This is a genomic window from Paraburkholderia haematera, from assembly GCF_905220975.1.
GTDB classification, from domain to species: Bacteria; Pseudomonadota; Gammaproteobacteria; order Burkholderiales; family Burkholderiaceae; genus Paraburkholderia; species Paraburkholderia haematera.
On record NZ_CAJNBK010000023.1, the window covers coordinates 82,682 to 103,470 of the forward strand.

Annotated in this window: 15 protein-coding genes; 9 read left to right on the forward strand and 6 right to left on the reverse strand. The window is 61.1% G+C overall.

Going from position 1 to position 20,789, the window contains the following annotated elements:
- Positions 1–114: 114 nt before the first annotated feature.
- Positions 115–1,119 carry a LysR family transcriptional regulator gene (locus KHO23_RS28160; RefSeq protein WP_211615280.1) on the forward strand — a complete coding sequence of 335 codons (1,005 nt, stop codon included), beginning with the start codon at positions 115–117 and terminating at the stop codon, positions 1,117–1,119.
- Positions 1,120–1,357: 238 nt separating this feature from the next.
- A complete protein-coding gene (locus KHO23_RS28165) occupies positions 1,358–1,669 on the forward strand; it encodes a DUF4148 domain-containing protein (RefSeq protein WP_211615282.1) in 312 nt (103 codons plus the stop codon).
- A 938-nt stretch (positions 1,670–2,607) separates the two neighbouring features.
- On the opposite strand, the gene KHO23_RS28170 is transcribed toward KHO23_RS28165, so the two are convergent.
- The 5 genes from KHO23_RS28170 to KHO23_RS28190 form a co-directional block, all read right to left on the reverse strand.
- The gene (locus tag KHO23_RS28170) at positions 2,608–3,681 is read right to left on the reverse strand and encodes a purine-nucleoside phosphorylase (protein ID WP_211615284.1); all 1,074 of its coding nucleotides are present in this window, start codon (positions 3,679–3,681) and stop codon (positions 2,608–2,610) included.
- A gap of 229 nt (positions 3,682–3,910) precedes the next feature.
- Positions 3,911–4,816 (reverse strand): cation diffusion facilitator family transporter, encoded by a 906-nt coding sequence (locus KHO23_RS28175; RefSeq protein WP_211615286.1) that lies wholly within the window; start codon positions 4,814–4,816, stop codon positions 3,911–3,913.
- A gap of 154 nt (positions 4,817–4,970) precedes the next feature.
- Positions 4,971–9,812: an NAD-glutamate dehydrogenase gene (locus tag KHO23_RS28180; protein ID WP_211615288.1), complete on the reverse strand. Its 4,842-nt coding sequence runs from the start codon at positions 9,810–9,812 to the stop codon at positions 4,971–4,973.
- A 146-nt stretch (positions 9,813–9,958) separates the two neighbouring features.
- Entirely contained in the window at positions 9,959–10,735 is a 777-nt protein-coding gene (locus KHO23_RS28185) for an alpha/beta fold hydrolase (RefSeq protein WP_211615290.1), read from the reverse strand.
- Entirely contained in the window at positions 10,732–11,766 is a 1,035-nt protein-coding gene (locus KHO23_RS28190) for a M14 family zinc carboxypeptidase (protein ID WP_211615293.1), read from the reverse strand. The genes KHO23_RS28185 and KHO23_RS28190 overlap by 4 nt, the downstream gene beginning before the upstream one ends.
- A gap of 291 nt (positions 11,767–12,057) precedes the next feature.
- Here KHO23_RS28190 and phnC point away from each other — a divergent pair, with 291 nt between their 5' ends.
- The 6 genes from phnC (at position 12,058) to KHO23_RS28220 (ending at position 17,065) form a co-directional block, all read left to right on the forward strand.
- Positions 12,058–12,975, forward strand: a complete 918-nt coding sequence (gene phnC / locus KHO23_RS28195; protein ID WP_211615295.1) for a phosphonate ABC transporter ATP-binding protein — start codon at positions 12,058–12,060, stop codon at positions 12,973–12,975.
- Positions 12,976–13,017: 42 nt separating this feature from the next.
- Positions 13,018–13,995 (forward strand): phosphonate ABC transporter substrate-binding protein, encoded by a 978-nt coding sequence (gene phnD / locus KHO23_RS28200; protein WP_211615296.1) that lies wholly within the window; start codon positions 13,018–13,020, stop codon positions 13,993–13,995.
- Positions 13,992–14,834 carry a phosphonate ABC transporter, permease protein PhnE gene (gene phnE / locus KHO23_RS28205; protein ID WP_211615297.1) on the forward strand — a complete coding sequence of 281 codons (843 nt, stop codon included), beginning with the start codon at positions 13,992–13,994 and terminating at the stop codon, positions 14,832–14,834. Before phnD ends, phnE begins: the two co-directional genes overlap by 4 nt.
- 270 nt (positions 14,835–15,104) lie before the next feature.
- A complete protein-coding gene (locus KHO23_RS28210) occupies positions 15,105–15,941 on the forward strand; it encodes a DMT family transporter (RefSeq protein WP_211615298.1) in 837 nt (278 codons plus the stop codon).
- An 89-nt stretch (positions 15,942–16,030) separates the two neighbouring features.
- Positions 16,031–16,489, forward strand: coding sequence for a helix-turn-helix domain-containing protein (locus tag KHO23_RS28215; protein ID WP_211615299.1), 459 nt, complete (start codon positions 16,031–16,033; stop codon positions 16,487–16,489).
- A 3-nt stretch (positions 16,490–16,492) separates the two neighbouring features.
- Positions 16,493–17,065, forward strand: a complete 573-nt coding sequence (locus KHO23_RS28220) for a PIN domain-containing protein (protein WP_211615300.1) — start codon at positions 16,493–16,495, stop codon at positions 17,063–17,065.
- A gap of 32 nt (positions 17,066–17,097) precedes the next feature.
- Here the strand turns inward: KHO23_RS28220 and pdxR are convergent, their stop codons facing one another.
- On the reverse strand, positions 17,098–18,615 hold the full coding sequence (gene pdxR, locus KHO23_RS28225; RefSeq protein WP_211615302.1) for a MocR-like pyridoxine biosynthesis transcription factor PdxR: 1,518 nt from the start codon (positions 18,613–18,615) through the stop codon (positions 17,098–17,100).
- A gap of 123 nt (positions 18,616–18,738) precedes the next feature.
- Here pdxR and KHO23_RS28230 point away from each other — a divergent pair, with 123 nt between their 5' ends.
- Positions 18,739–20,022, forward strand: a complete 1,284-nt coding sequence (locus KHO23_RS28230) for a 4-aminobutyrate--2-oxoglutarate transaminase (RefSeq protein ID WP_211615304.1) — start codon at positions 18,739–18,741, stop codon at positions 20,020–20,022.
- Positions 20,023–20,789 lie beyond the last annotated feature (767 nt).

The window sequence follows — 20,789 nt, forward strand, 5'->3', positions numbered from 1 at the left end:
TAAATAAATGCCTATAATCCGGCAACACAATTCGGCGACTCTGAACAATCGAACGCGATTGCTCTGCGGATTCGATTCCTGCTCAGTGCGCCCGCCCCTTTCTGGAGGTTTGCAATGGACCGGCTTCAGGCCATGCAAGTGTTCACGCGCGTCGTCGACACCAACAGCTTTACCCGCGCAGCGGAAACGCTCGATCTGCCGCGCGCGTCGGTTACCACCATCATTCAGAACCTCGAAGCGTTCCTCGGCACACGTTTGATGCACCGGACCACGCGGCGTTTGTCGCTTACGCCGGACGGCGCCGCGTATTACGAACGCTGCGTGCGCATCCTCGCGGACGTCGAAGAGACCGAGGCCAGCTTCCAGAGCGGCAACAAGAAGCCGCACGGCAAGTTGCGCATCGACATGCCGGGATCGATCGGGCGCCTGCTGGTGATCCCTTCGCTGTGTGAATTCCACACGCGATATCCGGACATCGACCTGCAGCTCGGATTGACGGATCGGCCCGTCGATCTGTTGCAGGAAGGCGTGGATTGCGTGGTGCGTGTGGGTGCGCTACAGGATTCGTCGCTGGTGGCGCGGCGTATCGGTTTGTTCGAGGGCGTGACTTGCGCCTCCCCCGAGTACATCAAGCGCGCGGGCATGCCGACTTCGCTTGAGGACCTCGACAATCAAAAAGCGGTCAATTATTTCTCGAGCCGCACGGGGCGCACGATCGATTGGGCCTTCATGGTTGATGGCAAAGAAATCGAAGTGAAGATGAAGAGCATTGTGTCGGTGAACGACGCCGATGCCTACGTAACGTGCGGACTGGAGGGCTTCGGCCTGATTCAGCCGGCGCTCTTCATGGTGCTGCCGCATCTGCGTTCGGGTCAACTGGTTGAAGTGCTGCCGGAGCTGAAACCTTTGCCGATGCCGATTTCCGCAGTCTATCCGCACAGCCGGCATCTGTCGCCTAAAGTCCGTGTTTTCGTAGACTGGATTGCCGAGCTGTTTGACCGCTGCCCGTTGCTAAGCGGACGTGGCAGTCTCGACGCAATGTGCACGAAGCGTACTTTCGAAGAACGTGAGTCTGCTCCGATGCTCGATACGCCGGTGATAACGGAATGGGTTGCTTGATTATGGGTCGCTTGATTCGCGCGAGTTGAAGTACAGAAATTGAAACAGTGAATTCCAGCCGCGGCGCTAATGCCGCGGTTGCCTCGCAATAGCCGGGGAACGCCAGCGTCATCGCGATTGTTCTGGAATCGCGACAATTCATTTCGTGAAAGTGCGGTTTATCCGTACTGCGTCGAAGTCTACATTTCACCCTGTCGCAGCGCTGCTTGTGCTGCAAACGAATCGACAGGAGTGGATCATGAAACGCAATCTCTTAGCAGGTCTGGTTGTTTCGCTGCTTGCCAGCGCGCCGGTGTTTGCACAAAGCAATGGCGGCGGTGGCATTGGCCATGCGGGCACATATCAAACGCAATCCGCGCCGGCTACTGGCGGCAAAACGCGTGCTGAAGTTCAGGCCGAATTGGTTGCTGCGTATCGCGACGGGTCGCTGGCTTCGCTGAATCGGACGTCGTATCCGAATAAAGGTTTGATTGGTCAGACGCAGGCTGCGCGCATTGCATTGCAAGAAGGTGCCGGTGGTGATGTCACTCGTGTTGCCAACGGGCAGTAAGGCGGATACGCCGCGATGATTCGGTTTCCGAAGTAATTTTTCATTGCGATTTAGGCTGTTTTCTCTGTTTTCAATGGGGCTTGTTATGACACCGTCTGAACTTGATGATTGGGATGTGGATGCGCCAGTGTGGATGCCTTATCGGGCGCCGCAGTGATGGTTTAGATTTGGGTTTGGTTTTTGCCTTCTCGGCGCTTGTTTGTTTGTGTTCCTGTGGCGTTGGCCTTTCCTTGTTTTGTTAGTGGTCTATTAGCGTCGCCCCTGTGCGGGGCAGGCACCTACTTTTCTTTGCCTGCCGCAAAGAAAAGTAGGCAAAAGAAAGCGGCTCACACCGCCAGTTCTTAAGCGGGCCCCCTGGCTTGGAGGAGGTAGTGGTGCATCTGGAATCCGTGCCCTCGCACATTCGGCGTGAGTGACAAGGCAGTCATACTTCCGGCGGCGCTGCGCGCGCCGAAGCGTACTTTACAAAACCAACCACTGTGTTCTGGCTCTCGCGTTTGCTCGACACCCTAGCCCATCATTGCACCGCAACCGCAACCACCCGACATTTCATTCGAAGTGGGGGCACCCGTAAGTGCACGGGCGCAACGCGGAGGCGAAGCCGATGGTCCCCACCGCACACGAACGAAGCCCCTGGTTTCCCGGGTAGACCCGTCCGCGACGCACGCAGTGCGGAGTGGGAGCGGATGACTCCCTTGTCACCAACGCAGAATGTGCGAGGGCACCGATTCCAGATGCACCACTACCTCCTCCAAGCCAGGGGACCCGCTTAATAGTTAGCGGTTTGAGCCGCTTTCTTTTGCCTACTTTTCTTTGCGGCAGGCAAAGAAAAGTAGGTGCTGCCCCGCACAGGGGCGACGCTAATAGACCGCTAAGAAAACAAGGAAAGGCCAACGCCATAAAACCACAACCAAGCGCCGCGCAGGCAAACCAAAAACCTACCTCTTCGGCACTCCCTCCCGCCACTCCCCCCAATGCGTAGCAATATCCTGCACAAGCGGATTCCCCGACCTGTACAGGTTCTCAATAGCAATCGTAAAGCCCCCTTGCGCGGCATAGTTAAGCAGATTATCCGCACTAGTCTGCCCATCGTACGGCCGATCAAAATCGGACCCAGCCCGCAGCACCGCAACGCGGCTCAAGTCAACCCTATGCACAGAGGCCGCGCGCTTAAGCGCCTCATACGTCGCGTTATCCTCCTGCTGCGTCGTGCAATAAACGCCGTTACCATCCGTCAGAATCTTCGTCCAATCCCGAGCCCGCTGCCCAAGCAGCGTCCCTGACCACCAGGTGTCCCCAGCCAGCGTATCGCATTGAATGACAGCAGGCGGCCGATTCGCAGGCGCATACGAATACTTGGCCCGCGCAGCCTGCGCCTGAGCGTTATCCGACAGCACAACACTACGCGACAAAGCAAACGCCGTATCGGCGAGCTGAGTATTCAACTGAAACACTTCCGTCCGATAGTCGAGCGGCGGCTTATCCGCCGGGCTCTTGGTATTGATCCCCAGGTACCCGGTATTCCAGCCAGACGGAATCTCCCGCCCATCGATCTCCCACTGAATCCCGAAATCCACCAGGTACTTCGCCCACGCGGCAGACCCAACCGTGCCCTGTTGCGGATCAATCCCGGCAATCCCCGCCACCATAAAGTACGTATGCCGCAAATCGAAACGCGGCGAGAAGGTCAGCGCCATGATCGACGCGGCAGCATTGCTATGCCCCATGCCGGTCGTCATAACGCACACGTCCTGCTTATTGCAATGAACCGTCGGGTAATCGGGCGACAAGCCGTCAACCGTAATCTCGCGCCATGGCCCGAGCCGATCGAGCCATACCTGCCCTTCCGGCCCGAACATCGAAATGATCATCACCTTGACCGGCCGCCCGTGCGAGCCGCCGTCGCCTTGCGAGAAGCCATCGTTGTCGTCCGCGCTGGCAGGCCCGGACGTGAAGGCGGCGCAAGCCGCAAGCGTAATGACGGAGATTGCACCTAATGTGCGAGTCAGCATCGTGATTCTTCCTTTTTGCTTGTGATGCAGATTGGGAGAAAGGCCGCTTTCAAGCCGAAAGAAGTATAGATGCGAAGAAATTATTTTCCACTACGTGTTGCAGCAATTCATGCGCGGCGATTGAACCCGGCCGACCCACGCGTTCGGTTGGCCCATCAGCGCCTCTGCACATCAACGCGGCCGCGTCTAAAGCGGAGGACCAGACACACGCCGCAAGCAAGCCAATGCCTCAACCCCGCGGCACGTCCGGTTCAAAAAACACCCAACGCACTTGCGGGAACGCCGCCTGCAGGTCCGCTTCGATCACGTTGATCGCATCGACCATCGCGCGCCCACTCGCGTAGTCGATCATTTCAGCCTGCACGGCCACCACCACGTGACGGCCCCACTGCAGCGTAATCATGTTGATGATGCTGCGAATCTCGGCGCGGGCGCCCAGATGCGCCTCGATCGCGCGACGCACTTCCGGGCCCGCCGATTCGCCGACGATCATCGACTTCACTTCGCGCGCCACTAGCCACGCAATCACCATCAGCAACACACCCACGCCGATTGAGCCCAGCGCGTCGTAGACGGGATTGCCGGTCACCATCGTCAGCAGCACGGCGACAAAGGCGATCGCAAGACCCGCTAACGCGGCAATGTCCTCGCCGGCCACCACCAGCAGTTCGGACTCGCGCGTTTCACGAAACCAGCGCCACAGGCTTTTGTCGGGATGCGTCTTGCGGATCTCCTTAAGCGCCCCCCACAACGAAAGGGCTTCGAGCACCACCGAAACACCAAGGACGACGAGCGCCACATAGGCATACTGCAAAGGCTCGCGCGCAAACAGACGATGCACGCCCTCGTACACCGAAAACGCACCGCCGACAAAGAACAGCAGCAACGCCACCAGCAGCGAATAGAAATTGATCTCGCGGCCGCTGCCCATGGGATGCAACGCGCTCGCGGGCTTGCGCGCTTCACGCAAGCCGAATAGCAGCAGCAACTGGTTACCGCAGTCGGCGGTGGAATGAATGGCTTCGGCGAACATCGAGCCGGAACCGGTAAACGTGGCAGCAGCGAACTTGCAGACGGCAATGCCGAGGTTGGCGGCAAGCGCATAGAAAATGGCTTTCGGCGATTCTTCTTTCATCGTCGTGGCGGGGGTCCGTGAGTGTGCAGAGCGCTTTCGGTTGGCAAGAGTCCGTATTATGGACATGCCAGCCCGCATGCGTCCAACCCCGGCGCAGTTTTGCGCTGAGGTCGGACGCAGGCAGCGCCTCGACCCTCGCTCGCGCTCCGTCGTGCTAAACCCTTTCGAGCGCAGCCATCTCCCGGACGATCACCAGCAGCATCGACAAGCTCGCGCCGCCCGTGGCCCGCAAATCGGCAAGCAGGCGCGCGTAACGTTCGAGTTGCGCGGCGCGCTTCTCGCGCCATGCTTGCACCAATACCTCCGGCGTCGACGCCTCGTCGGCGTCGGCCAGCGCGCTCGTAGTCAGTGCGCGTTTCAGGCGTGCGAGCTCCGCCAGCGCGGTGGCGCGCGCCAGCATGTCCCAGTGCGTGGGCGCCGGCAGTGCGGCCGCGCGCTCGCTGATCCAGCCATAGTTCAACAACGTACCGAGCGCGAAGTAGACGCCCGCCACGAGTTCGAGACTACGCCCGCAGGTCGACGACACCTCAGCGATGTCGAGCAACGCCGCCGAGATCTCGCCGCTGGCGATACGCACCGCCAGTTCGCTATCGACACCCGCGTCCACGAGCGCGCGTTGCCGCTCGGACAGCGCTTCGAGATCGGCGGCGGGCAGCAGCGCGGGCCATTGCGGCGCGAGGCGTTGCGCCGCGTCGCGGCAGCGTGCGAGCAAGCCGGCGACATCGCCGTCGCTGAGCGCCCCCGATTGCAACTGCCGCAGGAACCACAGCGCCGAACGTTCGACGAGCCGCGCCACTTCGACGAACATGCGCGCCTGCACATCGTCGGCGACACGGTTATCCAGCGCATCGATACTGCGCCACACCTCGTCGAGATCGAACACGTCGCGCGCCATGATGCAGGCCCGCACGATGTCACCGGGCTTCGCATCGGTCTCTTCCATCAGGCGATGCACGAACTCGCAGCCCACGCGATTCACCAACGCATTGGTCAGATGCGTGGCGAGGATTTCGCGCCGCAACGGGTGACGTTGCATCGGCTCGCTAAAACGCTGCCGCAACGGCTTCGGAAAGTATTCAATCAGCATGTCGCTAACGAGCGCGTCTTCCGGCATCGACGACTCGAGCAGGGCGTCGTACAGCCACATCTTGCTATAGGCAAGCAGCACGGCGCGCTCGGGCGTGGCCAACCCTTGTTTCGCGGCCAGGCGTTCTGCGACTTCCTCATCGGTCGGCAAGAACTCGATCACGCGGTTCAGGCGGCCCGCGCGTTCGAGGTAACGCATCAGGCGCGCTTCGGCATCGAGCAATTCGACGCCGTAGCGGCCCGCAATGGAGAGCGCCTGGGTCTGGTAATAGTTGTCCTGCAAAACGAGCAAGCCCACCTCGTCGGTCATTTCCGCGAGCAGTGCGTTGCGCTGTTTCTCAGTCATTTCGCCATCGGAGACGACCAGACCCAGCAGAATCTTGATGTTGACCTCATGGTCCGAACAGTCGACCCCGGCGGAGTTGTCGATCGCATCGGTATTGATGCGGCCGCCGCGCTGCGCGAATTCAATACGCCCGAGTTGCGTGAGACCCAGATTGCCGCCTTCCGCGACGACCTTGCAGTGCAAATCGGCGCCGTTGACGCGGATCGCATCATTGGCGCGGTCGCCGACCTGCAGATGCGTTTCACGACTCGCTTTCACGTAGGTGCCGATGCCACCGTTGTAGAGCAGATCGACAGGCGCCTGCAAAATCGCACGCATCAATTCAGCGGGTGCGAGCGCCGGCGCGCTGATGCCAAGCACCGACTGCACCGCCGCAGACAACGGAATCGTCTTGGCCGTGCGTGGAAACACCCCGCCGCCGGCCGAGATCAACGCCGGATCGTAGTCGGCCCAGCTCGACCGGTCCAGAACGAACAGACGCCCGCGTTCGGCAAGGCTTACCGCCGGATCGGGATTCGGATCGAGGAAAATATGCCGGTGATCGAACGCCGCCACCAGTTTGATATGCGGCGACAACAACATGCCATTGCCGAACACATCGCCCGACATATCGCCGACGCCAACCACGGTGAAATCCATCGCCTGCGTATCGACGCCCATTTCCCGGAAGTGCCGCTTGACCGACTCCCACGCGCCGCGCGCCGTGATCGCCATTTTCTTGTGGTCATAGCCGACCGAACCGCCCGACGCAAAGGCGTCGTCGAGCCAGAAGCCGTATTCCTGAGAGATCGCGTTCGCGTAGTCGGAGAAGGTGGCGGTGCCCTTGTCGGCGGCGACCACCAGATAGGGATCGTCGGGGTCATGCCGCACCACATCGGGCGGTGGCACCACGGCCGTACCCGCGAGGTTGTCGGTCAAATCGAGCAGACCGCGCAGGAACGTCTGATAGCAGGCAATGCCTTCACGCATCCACGCGTCGCGGTCGGTTTGCGGCGGCGGATTCTTCACGACGAAACCGCCTTTGGAGCCGACTGGCACGATCACCACGTTCTTCACCATCTGCGCCTTCATCAACCCAAGCACTTCCGTGCGGAAGTCCTCACGCCGATCCGACCAGCGCAGCCCGCCGCGAGCGACACGGCCGCCGCGCAAATGCACGCCTTCCACGCGCGGCGAGTACACCCATATTTCGAACATCGGTTTCGGTTCAGGCAAACCGGGCACGTGCGCGGGATTGAACTTGAACGACAGATACGGCTTAGGATGGCCGTCGGCATCGAAGCGATAGTAGTTCGTGCGTTGCGTCGCCTTGATAACGCCGAGGAATTGCCGGAGTATCCGGTCCTCGTCGAGATTCGGCACCTGATCGAGCGCGCTGTCGATCGTCTTCAACAAGCCGTCGACGCGCGCCTCGCGCGTATCGCCGAGTACTGGATCGAAGCGAGTCACGAACAACTCCACCAGCATGCGGGCAATCGCCGGATTGCCGGTGACCGCGCGCTCGATATAGGCGTCGCTGAAGGTCGACCCCACTTGCCGCAGGTACTTGGCATAAGCGCGCAGAATCGTCACCTCGCGCGCACTCAGTTGCGCGCGCAACACGAGGCGGTTGAAATCGTCGCTTTCGATTCCGCCGGTCCACACCTGTTCGAACGCATCTTCGAAGAGATCCTTCACGCGTTCGATATCGAATTCCGCATCGTCCGCGAGTTCGAGGCCGAAGTCGTGAATCCAGGCCGGCGTGGCGTCGATCGCTTCGATCAGATAAGGCCGCTCTTCATCGACACGCACGCCGAGATGTTCAAGCATCGGCAAGCTGCGCGACAACGCAATCGGCAAGCCCGCACGATAGACCTTGAAGCGAAACGCGCGCGGCCCGGCTTCGATCGGGCGGTACAGGTTCATGGCGAGCCGCTCGCTACCCTGCACGCGCTCGATCAGCTCGATATCCCGCACCGCGGTGCGAGCCGGATAGTCGTCGCGATAGCCGGGGGGAAACGAATCCGCATAGTGTTGCAGGAGACGGTTGCCCTGCTCTTCACCGAATGCGTCGAGCAAGGCGTCGGCGAGATCGTCCTGCCAGCGGCGTGTGACCTGCACGAGCCGCGCCTCGAGTTCGCGCGTATCGACGTTGGGCATGCCACCCGGTTTCGCACGCACAACGAAGTGAATGCGCGCGATGGCCGACTCCGACAACAGTGGCGTGAACTCGACACTTTCCCCGTTGAATGCGTCGGTCAGCAGGTTGGCAATGCGTCGCCGCAGATCGGTGTTGTACTTGTCGCGTGGCACGAACGCGAGACACGACACGAAGCGGTCGAAACGGTCGCGCCGCACGAATAGACGCGTGCGCTGATGCTCCTGCAATCGCAGCACGCCCAGCGCGATGTCGTAGAGCTGGTCTTCGTCGGCCTGAAAGAGTTCGTCGCGCGGATAGGTTTCGAGTACCGTCACCAGCGATTTGGCCAGGTGGCCCTTCGGCAGGAACCCGGCCCGCCGCACGATGTTCGCGCATTTGCGCCGCACGATCGGAATTTCCGAAGTCGAAACCAGGTACGCGGTAGACGTATACAGGCCGATAAAACGCCGTTCGCCGCTCACCTTGCCGTCCGCACCGGTCAGCTTGATGCCGACGTAATCCAGATAGCCCGGCCGATGCACCGTCGCGCGCGAGTTGGCCTTGGTCAGGAAAATGGGCCACGCGCCGGAGATAATGTCGGCGGCCGCCGGTGACAACGGCGTGACTTCGGGCGCGCCGGCGGGACGCATCGCGTCACGCAGGATGCCGAGTCCAGAGCCCGGTACCGCACGCAAGCCAAAGCCGATATCGTGCTGCACCAATTCATAGTCGCACTGGCCAAGAAACGTGAAATGATCAGCCACCATCCATTCGAGGAACGCGCGAGCCTCGACACCTTCGGGCCCCGCCTCGCCGGCCTTCATGCCTTTGACGGTGGCGCGCGCGAGTTCGACGATCTTCGGCCAGTCTTCGACGGCAGCGCGCACGTCGCGCAGCACCTTGGCGATCTCGTCACGCAGGGCGTCGAGCTTCGCTGCGTCGCCGCAACGGTCCACTTCGAAGTGAATGAACGAAGCAAGCTGCGAGCGCGTATCGGCGGAATCTTCAGCGCCCTGACCGACTCGCACGATGCTGCCATCCGGTCCGCGCCAGATGCGAAACACCGGATGCACGACGGAATGCAGCGCGAGCCCGAGGCGGTTGACCGCCATCGATACCGAATCGACCAGGAACGGCATGTCGTCATTGACGATCTCGATCACCGTGTGATCGGAATGCCAGCCATGCTGTTCGAGTATCGGGTTGTAGACGCGCAGCCTTTCGCTGCCTGGCACGAAGCGCTGCGCGGTTTGCCAGTGCGCGAGCGCCGCGCCGTAAAGATCGGCGATCGCGCGGCTCTGCAGATCGTCGGCGTCGACGAAATCGTAGTAGTGCCGCAGGAAAGGCTCGACGACTGCGAAGGTCGGCTCTGGCAAGCGCCCGCGCGCAAATTCGAAGACATCGTTTAGCAGGTGCGTGACGGCTTCTTCATTCTTTGCTTGCATGATCAACTCCCGTGGCGGGCGGCAATAGCGGGTATCGCTTGATTCGCATGCATCGTCTGAACGGGGATTATGCACCTGCCGCCCCGAAAAGCGATGCGCGAGCCCACTTAGGTTATACCCGCTGCCAGTGAAGGTGCTGCCTCTGTTTAAAGCATGGCCTTCGATTCGCCAGCAGCTTGCCCAAGCCATGCTTGAACCTGTTCGCTGGTCCACGCCGGGTCGTCGTGCGGCAGGTCGTGACCGGCCCATTGATGCTCGCGATGCGCTGCGCCCCACGCAGCCGCGAGCTTCGCCGAACACACCGGGTTGACCAGCTTGTCGGCGCGCGAAGAAAGAATAAGCAACGGGCAACGTGGTTTCGTTGCCGCCGCGCTAAAGCGCGCGGCGGCCCAAAGCTGCCGTATCGCATTGCCCCGGCTCACCGGGGCGCTCTGGCGAATCTCGCTCCATGCATCGAGATCCTCGCCCAGCGTGTCGACGTTATTGCAGGTGAGCCGATGAATGCCGCCTTCCGCGCGCGTCGCGTCGCGCCAGTGTGCCGCGACGCCCAGAAGACCCGGCCATGCGGATGGACGCAAGCGTTCGTGCATGCGGCTGAAGGGACGCATGCTGGTATTGATCAGTACGAGCCGCTCGATTTCGCCCGGATGCCGCTGCGCCCAGTCGGTCGCCACCATGCCGCCCAGCGACATCGCCAGCACGCGATAGGGTCCTGTTGCTCCCGTTTGCAGCGCAGCAATCCGCACGAAGCCCACCATGTCTTCGACCATTGCCGGCGCGCGTAAATGAGCGAACTCGCCGTTGCCGGGCAGATCGAGCAGCACCAGGCGGTCCGTGCCGGCTACCTCGCGCAGCAAGTCGGGCAAGCGACCCCAGTGGCGTGTTTCGCGCGTCAGCCCACGCAACAGGATCCACGTGCTCATAACGCTTCCGGTTTGGTCCAATGGTCGATCGCGCTTTGCAGCAATTCCTCGCGATGACGACCTTGCGGCAGCCAGCGTTGCGACGAGAACGCCGCGCGCGCGAGGAAATCGAGCAGATTCGCATGACGCCGCAGCACGCGCGCAGTGCGATGTGCCTTTACCGGATTAAACATGCCCTGACGCGAAAACAGTTGGCGCGGATTCTTCTTGATCCACAGCCACGAACCGAGTTCGAGCGTCATCGGCAGAAAGACGTTCGGCGCCGGTGTACGGTCATACGCGAAGTCCCACAGATCGCCGTGCAACAGGTATTGATGGCTCTGCGGTTCGAACGCGTAGCCATGGTGCGGATGCGCGCGCTCGAACATGGTTTTCAGCAGGTACATTTCCGGCAGATGCGGCATCAGCTCGCGCGTGCGCGCGTAGGGAAACCAGATGCTATCCCGCCAGCCGTAACCCGAGTGGCAATCGAGCGCAATGCTCAGGGGCCGCGCCGCCATTTCGGTTTCGACTACCCGCAGGAGCGCTGCCGCTTCGGGCTCCATGGGATCGCCTTCTTTGCCGCGATACCACGGCAGCCACGCACCCACCCGCTGGCCGCCGGCAAGCAGCGGCACGCGTTCGTCGGCATTCTGCGGCGCGTTGCGCATCAGATCGACGCCATTGGGATTGGCGCGCGTGGCGGCCCACATGCCGCCCGGATTGACGATCGGCATAAAGATCAGACGAATCGACTGCAATTGCCGCACCAGCAGTTCGTCCCATTCCAGCCGGGAGAGCAGCGCACGCATGTAATCAAGCACGAGTTGCGAGCCGATCCGTTCCAGCCCGTGAATGCCGCCAAAAAATCCTATGGCCGGCGCGAGCGGATCCGTCGAACCGATACTCGCGGTGTGCACCGCGAATTGCCGGCCACGCACGGTCGTCTCGCAGACCGTTCGGATCTCGAAGCTGGCGCGCCCTTGCTCGAGGATCGTCTTGAGATCGTCGTACTCCGCAAAACTGTCGGGAAGAAAGCTCAAAGGCTGCATGACGACATCGAATAGAACTGCAAGGTTATTGGGGACGGCACACCGAATGACGCAATATAGCCTGGCAACGGGCGATCATGCGCAGCCGGACCGGTCCAATGCAAATCGTGTCATACGGGTGTCATTTTTCATTCGGGCAAGTGACTTTTTCCTGCCTTTCCAGCGACGCAAAAAAGACACATGAAGATATAGTCGTCTAGACGTTGCGACGCCTTCACTCAACCGTCACAGACGCTTCCTAGAATGAGCCCCACACATGCCGGCAACGGCCGGATGCATGAAGGGGTACTTATGGAAGCAATTCGGGAAGCGATTCGTATCGAACGGTTGAGCAAGACGTTCAGCAACGGCCGTAAGGCGCTGGACGAAATCGATCTGCGTATCGAGCCGGGCGAAATGGTTGCCTTGATCGGCGCCTCGGGCTCGGGCAAATCGACGCTGCTGCGGCACATCGCGGGCTTCACGGCCTCGGACGCGCAGCCGTCGCAGATCGCGATTCTCGGCCGGCCGATCCAGCAGAACGGTCGCATCGTGCGCGAAGTGCGCAGCATTCGCCGCGATATCGGCTTCGTGTTCCAGCAATTCAATCTGGTGAACCGGCTTTCCGTGGAGAGCAACGTGCTGATCGGCGCGCTTGCACGGCTGCCTTTGTGGCGCCGTTTGAGCGGACGCTTTCCGAGCGCGGAACGGGCGTTGTCGATGGCCGCGCTCAATGAAGTCGGCATTGGCGACCATGCGCGCGAACGCGCCGCCAATCTCTCCGGCGGCCAGCAGCAACGCGCGGCATTGGCGCGCGCGCTGGTGCAACGCGCGCGCATCGTGCTCGCCGACGAACCGATCGCCTCGCTCGACCCCGAATCGTCGCGCCGCGTCATGGAGATGCTGCGCACGCTCAACCTCGAACATCAACTGACGGTACTGGTGTCGCTGCATCAGGTCGACATCGCCATGCAGTATTGCCCGCGCACCGTTGCATTGCGGCGCGGCAAGGTGGTCTACGAAGGCCCCTCCGCAGCGCTAAGCCCTGCCCTGCTCAAGAAGCTCTACGGCGACGACGCCCGCGAACTGCTCGACGAGGCCAGCGCCGATAGCACGCCCAATCATGCGGACAACCACGCTAACGGCGGCGATACCAGCACCCCGGCGCAAGACGCCGCGCCCACCTCGACGCGCTATGCGTTCGCCCTCAATCCGGCGCACTCGAACTGAGCGCGCCCACCCATTCTGTTCACTCAACCGGACCTCAAAGCGATGAAATTCCTGCGTTCACTGATCACGCTGACCGTCGGCGCGGCCGCATTCGCCTGCGTCGCCACTGCACAAGCCGAGGACATCAACCTCGGCATTATCTCGACCGACTCCTCCTCCGTGTTGAAAGAGCGCTGGGAGCCGCTGATCGCGGACATGAACAAGCAAACCGGCCTGAACGTCAAAGCGTTTTTCGCGACCGACTACGCCGGCATCATCGAAGGCATGCGCTTTAACAAGGTACAGGTCGGCTATTTCGGCAATGCCTCGGCGATCGAAGCGGTGGATCGCTCGCAAGGCGAAGTATTCGCGAAGGTCCTGTATCTGAATGGCGAAGCCGGTTACAAGTCGGTGCTGATCACCAACGTGAACAGCCGTTTCAAGACGCTCGACGACGTGTTTAAAAACACCAGGGACGTCACGCTCGGTTTCGGCGATCCGAACTCCACCTCGGGCACGCTGATCCCTGGCTATTACCTGTTCGCCCAGCACAACACGCCGGTCAACACGTCGTTCAAAGCCGTGCTGCCGTCGAGCCACGAAGCGAATCTGCTGGCGGTCGTGAACAACAAGGTCGACATTGCGACCAACAACACCGAGGAACTCGACTCGCTGAAGAAGCAGCATCCGGACAAGTTTGCACAAGTACGGGTGCTGTGGACGTCGCCGCTGATTCCGTCGGACCCGCTGGTATGGCGCAAGGATCTGCCGCAAGCGACCAAGGACAAGATCCGCAACTTCTTCGTGAACTATGGGAAGACCGATCCGCATGAAAAAGCGGTGATGGCGCAGATTACGGGTTACGCCGGTTTCGCGGCATCGTCGGATGCGCAGTTGCTGCCGATTCGCCAGGTCGCGTTGTTCCAGCAGAAGCAGAAGATTGAGAGCGACACGCATCTTTCCGACGACGACCGCAAGACCCAACTGGCCGCGCTCGATGCGAAACTGAGCGCGCTCAACAGCGCCGTAGCCAAGCAATGAACACGGTTGATCTGATCACGTCGCCCGCGCGTGCGAGCGAAGCGCTCGCCGCGCAGGCGGCGCGCCCTGCCGCCCCCGCTGCGGGCAAGCGAAGCTGGCTGTCGCTCATCGGCTGGATCGCCGTGCTTGCCGTGCTGGGTGGCGCATGGCACGGCGCCGATATGCGTCCGCTCGATCTGCTCTCCGACTCCGGCAACATGGGCCAGTTCGCCAAGGACTTCTTCCCGCCGGACTTCACCGAATGGCGCAGCTATCTGCACGAGATGGCTGTGACGCTGTCCGTGGCGGTATGGGGCACGGCCCTCTCGCTGGTGTGCGCGGTGCCGTGCGGACTGATGTCCGCGCACAACATGGCGCCAATGTGGATCGTGCAGCCCATGCGCCGCATGATGGACGCGTGCCGCGCGATCAATGAAATGGTCTTCGCGATGCTGTTCATCGTCGCGGTGGGACTCGGTCCGTTCGCCGGCGTGCTGGCGTTGTGGGTGCACACCACCGGCGTGCTCGCCAAGCTCTTCGCCGAAGCGGTCGAGGCAATCGATCCGCGTCCGGCCGAAGGCGTGCGCGCCACCGGCGCGACCAGTCTCGACGAAATCATTTACGGCGTGCTGCCGCAAGTGCTGCCGTTGTGGATCTCGTACGCGTTATATCGCTTCGAATCGAACGTGCGCTCGGCGATGGTGGTCGGCATGGTGGGCGCAGGCGGGATCGGCGTGGTGCTGTACGAGGCGATCCGCTCTTTCAATTATGCGCAGACGGCCGCGGTGATGATCATGGTGATCGTCGTCGTGACGGTGATCGATCTGGCGTCCGCGTGGCTGCGAGAACGGGTGACGTAACCGTTTCACGATTCCTCGATGCGAAGGGGCTGGCCAGACGCCCCTCACCCAGATCGCTTCGATATTGCGTGGCAGTGTGTCAGTGCGCCGACGTGACGACCCAGCGCTAAAGTTGGGCAGCGGGTTTCCGTTGCCACAAATTGCCTCTTTTTGCTACATAAAGCCCCTTCACTTTAGTCGTCCACCCCTCCATTCCGGCGTTCTGCTGGAATAATCACGTGCTTGCGGCCGCCCCCTGGCCTTCTTTCTTCTCTCCCTGGCCTTCCTTCGATGGACTCCTTTGTCGTCTCGCTGGTGCTGCTCTCCGCGCTGCTTCACGCCACCTGGAACGCGTTTCTGCATCTCTCCGAAGACCGTGTATGGCTGCTCGGCATGATGGCGATTCCGTATATCGCCGTCAGCGCGGTGGGCGTGATCGTGCTGCCTCTACCTGAACCGGCGGCCTGGCCTTACATCTTCGCCTCGGTGGTACTCGAATTCGGCTACCTGCTGGCACTGATCCGCGCTTACAGGAGCGGCGACTTTGGGCAAATCTATCCGATTGCGCGCGGTCTTTCGCCGATGCTGGTATTCGTCGGCGCGCTGGTGTTCGCGCACGAAACGCTCAAACCGCTGGCGGCGATCGGCGTGGCGCTCGTGTCGCTCGGCATCGTTTCGCTGGCATTTCGCCGCGGCATGCAGTTCTCCGGCGAAAGCGTGCCGTTTGCGCTACTGACCGGCTTCTTCATCGCGTCGTATTCGGTCGTCGACGGAATCGGCGCGCGCGTGGCGGGCAACGGCCTGAGCTACATCATGTGGGTTTATCTGATTTGGAATATCCCGCAGTTTCTGCTCGCCTGGCATTGGCGCGGTGGCGCCCGGGGGCTTTTCATCGGCCGCGCGGTGGTGCTTAAGGGCATTGCATCCGGCGCGCTCGCGCTCACCGCCTATTGCCTGATCATCGAGGCCTACCGCTATCTGCCGATTGCCATGGTGTCGGCATTGCGTGAGCTGAGTTCGATCTTCGCGGTGCTGATCGGTTGGCTGTTCATGCACGAGAAGCTGACGGCGCGGCGGATCCTGGCGTGCGCACTGGTTACGCTGGGGGCGGTGTTGATTCGGATTTGACGCCTCAAAGGACGTGCGCCGGCTTGTTTCGTTTATTGCGATTTCGAATATTTCGATTTACAATGCCGGAATTCGAAAGGAATCGTGCCATGAACACCTCTATCCACCCCACACCGCTTCCGTCCGCACAAGAGGCCGAACTCGCTCGCGTCTCCGGTCGGAATCTGTCGGTCGTCCTTTCGAGCCGCGCGGAGACACAGCAGTTCGACTTCAAGGACAACGAGGGCGAAACGCGCAGTGTTGAATTGCCGACGTCGGTCGTGCGTCTGATTGTCGACGTCCTTGCGGAAATCGGTCAGGGCAATGCTGTCTCGATCATCCCTATTCATGCCGAATTGACCACTCAGGAAGCGGCCGACCTGCTCAATGTATCGCGCCCGTATTTCGTCCAGTTGCTGGAGAAGAAAGAAATCCCTTTCCGGAAGGTGAACACGCATCGGCGCGTGCGTTACGAAGACGTAATGGCCTATAAGAACCGAATCGACTCGAACCGTCGCAAGGCGTTGGACGAACTCGCGGCGTTGTCGCAGGACATGGGTCTGGAATAATCGATGTCGTCACATTTCACAGCCATTTACGACGCTTGCGTTCTGTACTCCCAACCATTACGAAACCTGTTGATGCGTCTGGCGCTAACCGATCTTTACCGGGCGCGCTGGACGCCGGCTATTCACGACGAGTGGACACGCAATCTGATTGCGAACCGACCCGACCTCGACCCTGACAAAATTCATCGCGTCCGCGAACTCATGGACGCGCACGTGCGGGACGCGTTGGTCGACAGCTACGAGCACCTAATACCGGCCATTCATTTACCGGACCCGGATGATGCTCATGGGGTCGCCGCCGCCGTGCATTGCGGCGCCGAACTCATCGTCACGTTTAACCTGAAGGACTTTCCGGCCGACGCTTTAAGCACCTTCAACGTAGCCGCGCAACATCCTGACGACTTCATCACCGATCTCTTTGACCTGAACCCGACTACAGTTCTCGAAGCGATGGCCGAGCACAGAAAATCGTTGAAAAATCCGCCCAAGTCCGTCGAGGAATACCTGAACACTCTCGCTAGCCTGGGACTTACGCAAACCGTTTCTGCGGTTCGCCCCTACAGCGTGGCGATCTGAAACAACACCCCGTCATCCAGGCCCTTACTCCCTCACGCGAACTGCACAAGCGTCGCGTCGATCGCATCGGCCAGTGTATTGAAAGCAGGCGCGATCTCCTCGTCCGGCACGCATGCATAGCCGATCAGCAAACCCGATGGCGCCAGCGCCGGTTGCGCGTAATACCCCGACAAAGGCCGCACGACGATATTGCGTTCCAGCGCGGCGGCCGCCACCGCGCGGTCATCGCTGCCGTCAGGCAATTGCATCACCAGATGCAAACCGGCATCGCCGCCTACGGCCGGCAGCGCATCGCCATAACGGTGCGCGGCAGCATCCAGCAAGGTCTGGCGGCGCTGCCCGTAAAGCGTGCGCATCTTGCGGATATGCGACGTGAAATGCCCTTCCGCGATGAACTCCGCGAGCATCGCCTGCTGCAACAATTGCCCTTCCCGGTATAACTCCGCGCTCGCGGTCGCAAAGCTCTCGGCCAGTGCTTCGGGCACCACCAGGTAGCCGATGCGCAAGCCCGGAAACAGCGTTTTGCCGAAGCTGCCTACATAAATCACCTGTCCAGACCGGTCCAGGCCTTGCAGCGATGCCAGCGGCCGGCTGCCATAGCGGAACTCGCTATCGTAGTCGTCTTCGATGATCCAGCACTGATTCTGCCGAGCATACTCGAGCAGCATGCGGCGCCGCGCGAGGCTCATGACCATCCCAAGCGGATATTGATGCGACGGCGTGACGAGCATCAGCTTGGGCGGCTGCGCGAGATCGTCGGCGGAAGGATTGATGCCTTCTTCGTCGACGGCGATCGGCCGCGATTGCAGGCCGGACACGTGCAGCACGCTGCGCACGCCCCAGTAGCAAGGGTCTTCGGTCCAGATCACGTCGCCCGGATCGGAAAGCAGGCGCACAGCCAGATCGACCGACTGATGGATCCCGGTCGTGATGATGATCTGCTCGGGCGTGCACCGCACCGAGCGCGAAGTACGCAAATAGTCGGCCAATGCGTGCCGCAGCGAGGCCAGCCCGCCGCCCGGCGCGTAGGTCAGCAGGTCCGGGCGCAGACGGCGCCAATACTTGTTGTGCAGGCGGCTCCACACGCGCGCCGGAAACTTCGTGACATCCGGCACCCCGGGCATGAACGCGCCCCATTGCCGCTTCGACACGCCCGCCCCCGCGATGAGCCGCGCGCCGCGCGTCGACAACGCGCGGTTGCCCTCCAACGTCCGTGGCGGCGGCAATGACTCGAGCGGCGGGGCCGGCACCTCGGCGTCGGGCACGCCGACGATCTCGTCCGGCGCGCTATCGGCGACGAACGTGCCGCGGCCGGTTGTCGAACTGACATAGCCTTCGAGCACCAACTGCTCGTACACCTGCGTGACGGTATTGCGTCCGATACCCAATTCCTGCGCCAGCAGACGCGATGACGGCACCTTGCTGCCCGCCGGCAATTCGCGCGACAAAATCGCTTGCTGCAACAGCCGATGAAGCTGACGATAGATCGGCTGACCGTTGCCACGGTCGAGGCGCTGCGCCAGCCAGTCGGACAAAACGCTTGTGCGCAAGATTGGCTCCTATATTTTTATTGAAATGGCTCTGAAATTAAGAGCCAAATCTCATTATAGTCGCTGCATGTGCTGCGCTGAGCGCGCGACACCCCGCAAAAACCGAGGAGCGAAGGAGATACCATGAAGAATGCTGAACTGAAGAGCCGCAAAGACGCTGCCACGCCGCGCGGCGTTGGGGTGATGTGCGATTTCTACGCCGAGCGCGCGGAGAACGCCGAGTTGTGGGACGTTGAAGGCCGCCGTTTCATCGATTTCGCCGCGGGTATCGCCGTGTGCAACACGGGCCACCGTCATCCGAAGATTCTGGCGGCGATCCGCGACCAGCTCGATCATTTCACGCACACCGCGTATCAGATCGTGCCGTACGCGTCGTACGTCGAACTGGCTGAAAAGATCAACGCGCGTGCGCCGGGCGACTATCCGAAGAAGACCGCTTTCTTCACGACTGGCGCCGAAGCCGTTGAAAACGCGATCAAGATTGCGCGTGCCGCGACCGGCCGTCCGGGCGTGATTGCGTTCACTGGCGGCTTTCATGGCCGCACGATGATGGGCATGGCGCTGACCGGCAAGGTTGCGCCGTACAAGATCGGCTTTGGCCCGTTCCCGGCGGACGTGTTCCACGCTCCGTTCCCGAATCCGCTGCATGGCGTGACGACGGCTGATTCGCTGAAGGCGATCGAGTTTCTGTTCAAGGCCGACATTGATCCGAAGCGCGTCGCGGCGATTATTTTCGAACCGGTTCAGGGCGAAGGCGGTTTCTATCCGGCGCCGGCCGAGTTCGTGCGCGCCTTGCGCAAGCTGTGCAACGAGCATGGCATTTTGCTGATTGCCGATGAAGTGCAGACGGGTTTTGCCCGTACTGGCAAGTTGTTTGCCATGCATCACTATGACGTGGTGCCTGATCTGATGACGATGGCCAAGAGCCTGGCGGGCGGCATGCCGTTGTCGGGTGTGGTCGGGCGTGCTGATTTGATGGATGCGGCTGCGCCTGGCGGTTTGGGCGGCACTTATGCGGGTAACCCGCTGGCGGTTGCGTCCGCACATGCCGTGCTCGATATCATCGATGAAGAGAAGCTCTGCGAGCGGGCTACTGTTTTGGGCGATCGTGTTAAGGCGAAGCTGATCGCGCTTCAGAGCGACGTGCCGCAGATTGCCGATGTGCGTGGGCCGGGTGGGATGGTGGCTGTTGAGTTCTGCAAGGCGGGTGGGACGGAGCCGGATGCTGACTTCACCAAGCGGGTGCAGGCTCGGGCGCTTGAGCGCGGGTTGTTGTTGCTGGTTTGTGGTGTTTATTCGAACGTGGTTCGGTTTCTTTTTCCTCTTACGATTCAGGATTCTGTTTTTGATGAGGCGATGGGGATTTTGGAAGCTGTGCTTAAGGAAAGTGTTGCTGTAGCTGTTTGATTGTTTTTTTTGGCTTGCGCGGCGGGTGGTTGTATGCCTGCGGTGTTGGCCTTTCCTTGTTTTCTTAGCGGTCTATTAGCGTCGCCCCTGTGCGGGGCGGCACCTACTTTTCTTTGCCTGCCGCAAAGAAAAGTAGGCAAAAGAAAGCGGCTCACACCGCTAACTATTAAGCGGGTCCCCTGGCTTGGAGGAGGCAGTGGTGCATCTGGAATCCGTGCCCTCGCACATTCTGCGTTGGTGACAAGGGAGTCATCAGCTCCCACTCCGCACTGCGTGCGTCGCGGACGGGTCTACCCGGGAAACCAGGGGCTTCGTTCGTGTGCGGTGGGGGCCATCGGCTTCGCCTCGGCGTTGCGCCCGTGCACTTACGAGTGCCCCCACTTCGAATGAAATGTCGGGTGGTTGCGGTTGCGGTTGCGGTTGCGGTTGCGGTTGCGGTTGCGGTTGCGGTTGCGGTTGCGGTTGCGGTGCAATGATGGGCTAGGGTGCCGAGCAAAACGCGAGAGCCAGAACACGGTGGTTGGTTTTGTAAAGTGCGCTTCGGCGCGCGCAGCGCCGCCGGAGGAATGACGGCCTTGTCACTCACGCCGAATGTGCGAGGGCACCGATTCCAGATGCACCACTACCTCCTCCAAGCCAGGGGACCCGCTTAAGAACTGGCGGTGTGAGCCGCTTTCTTTTGCCTACTTGTATATTCCCTCCTGTGGCGTCGACCCGATCAGTTGTCGCCACATGGACAGTCAGCTCGTCTGCCTAGAGTGCCTCGA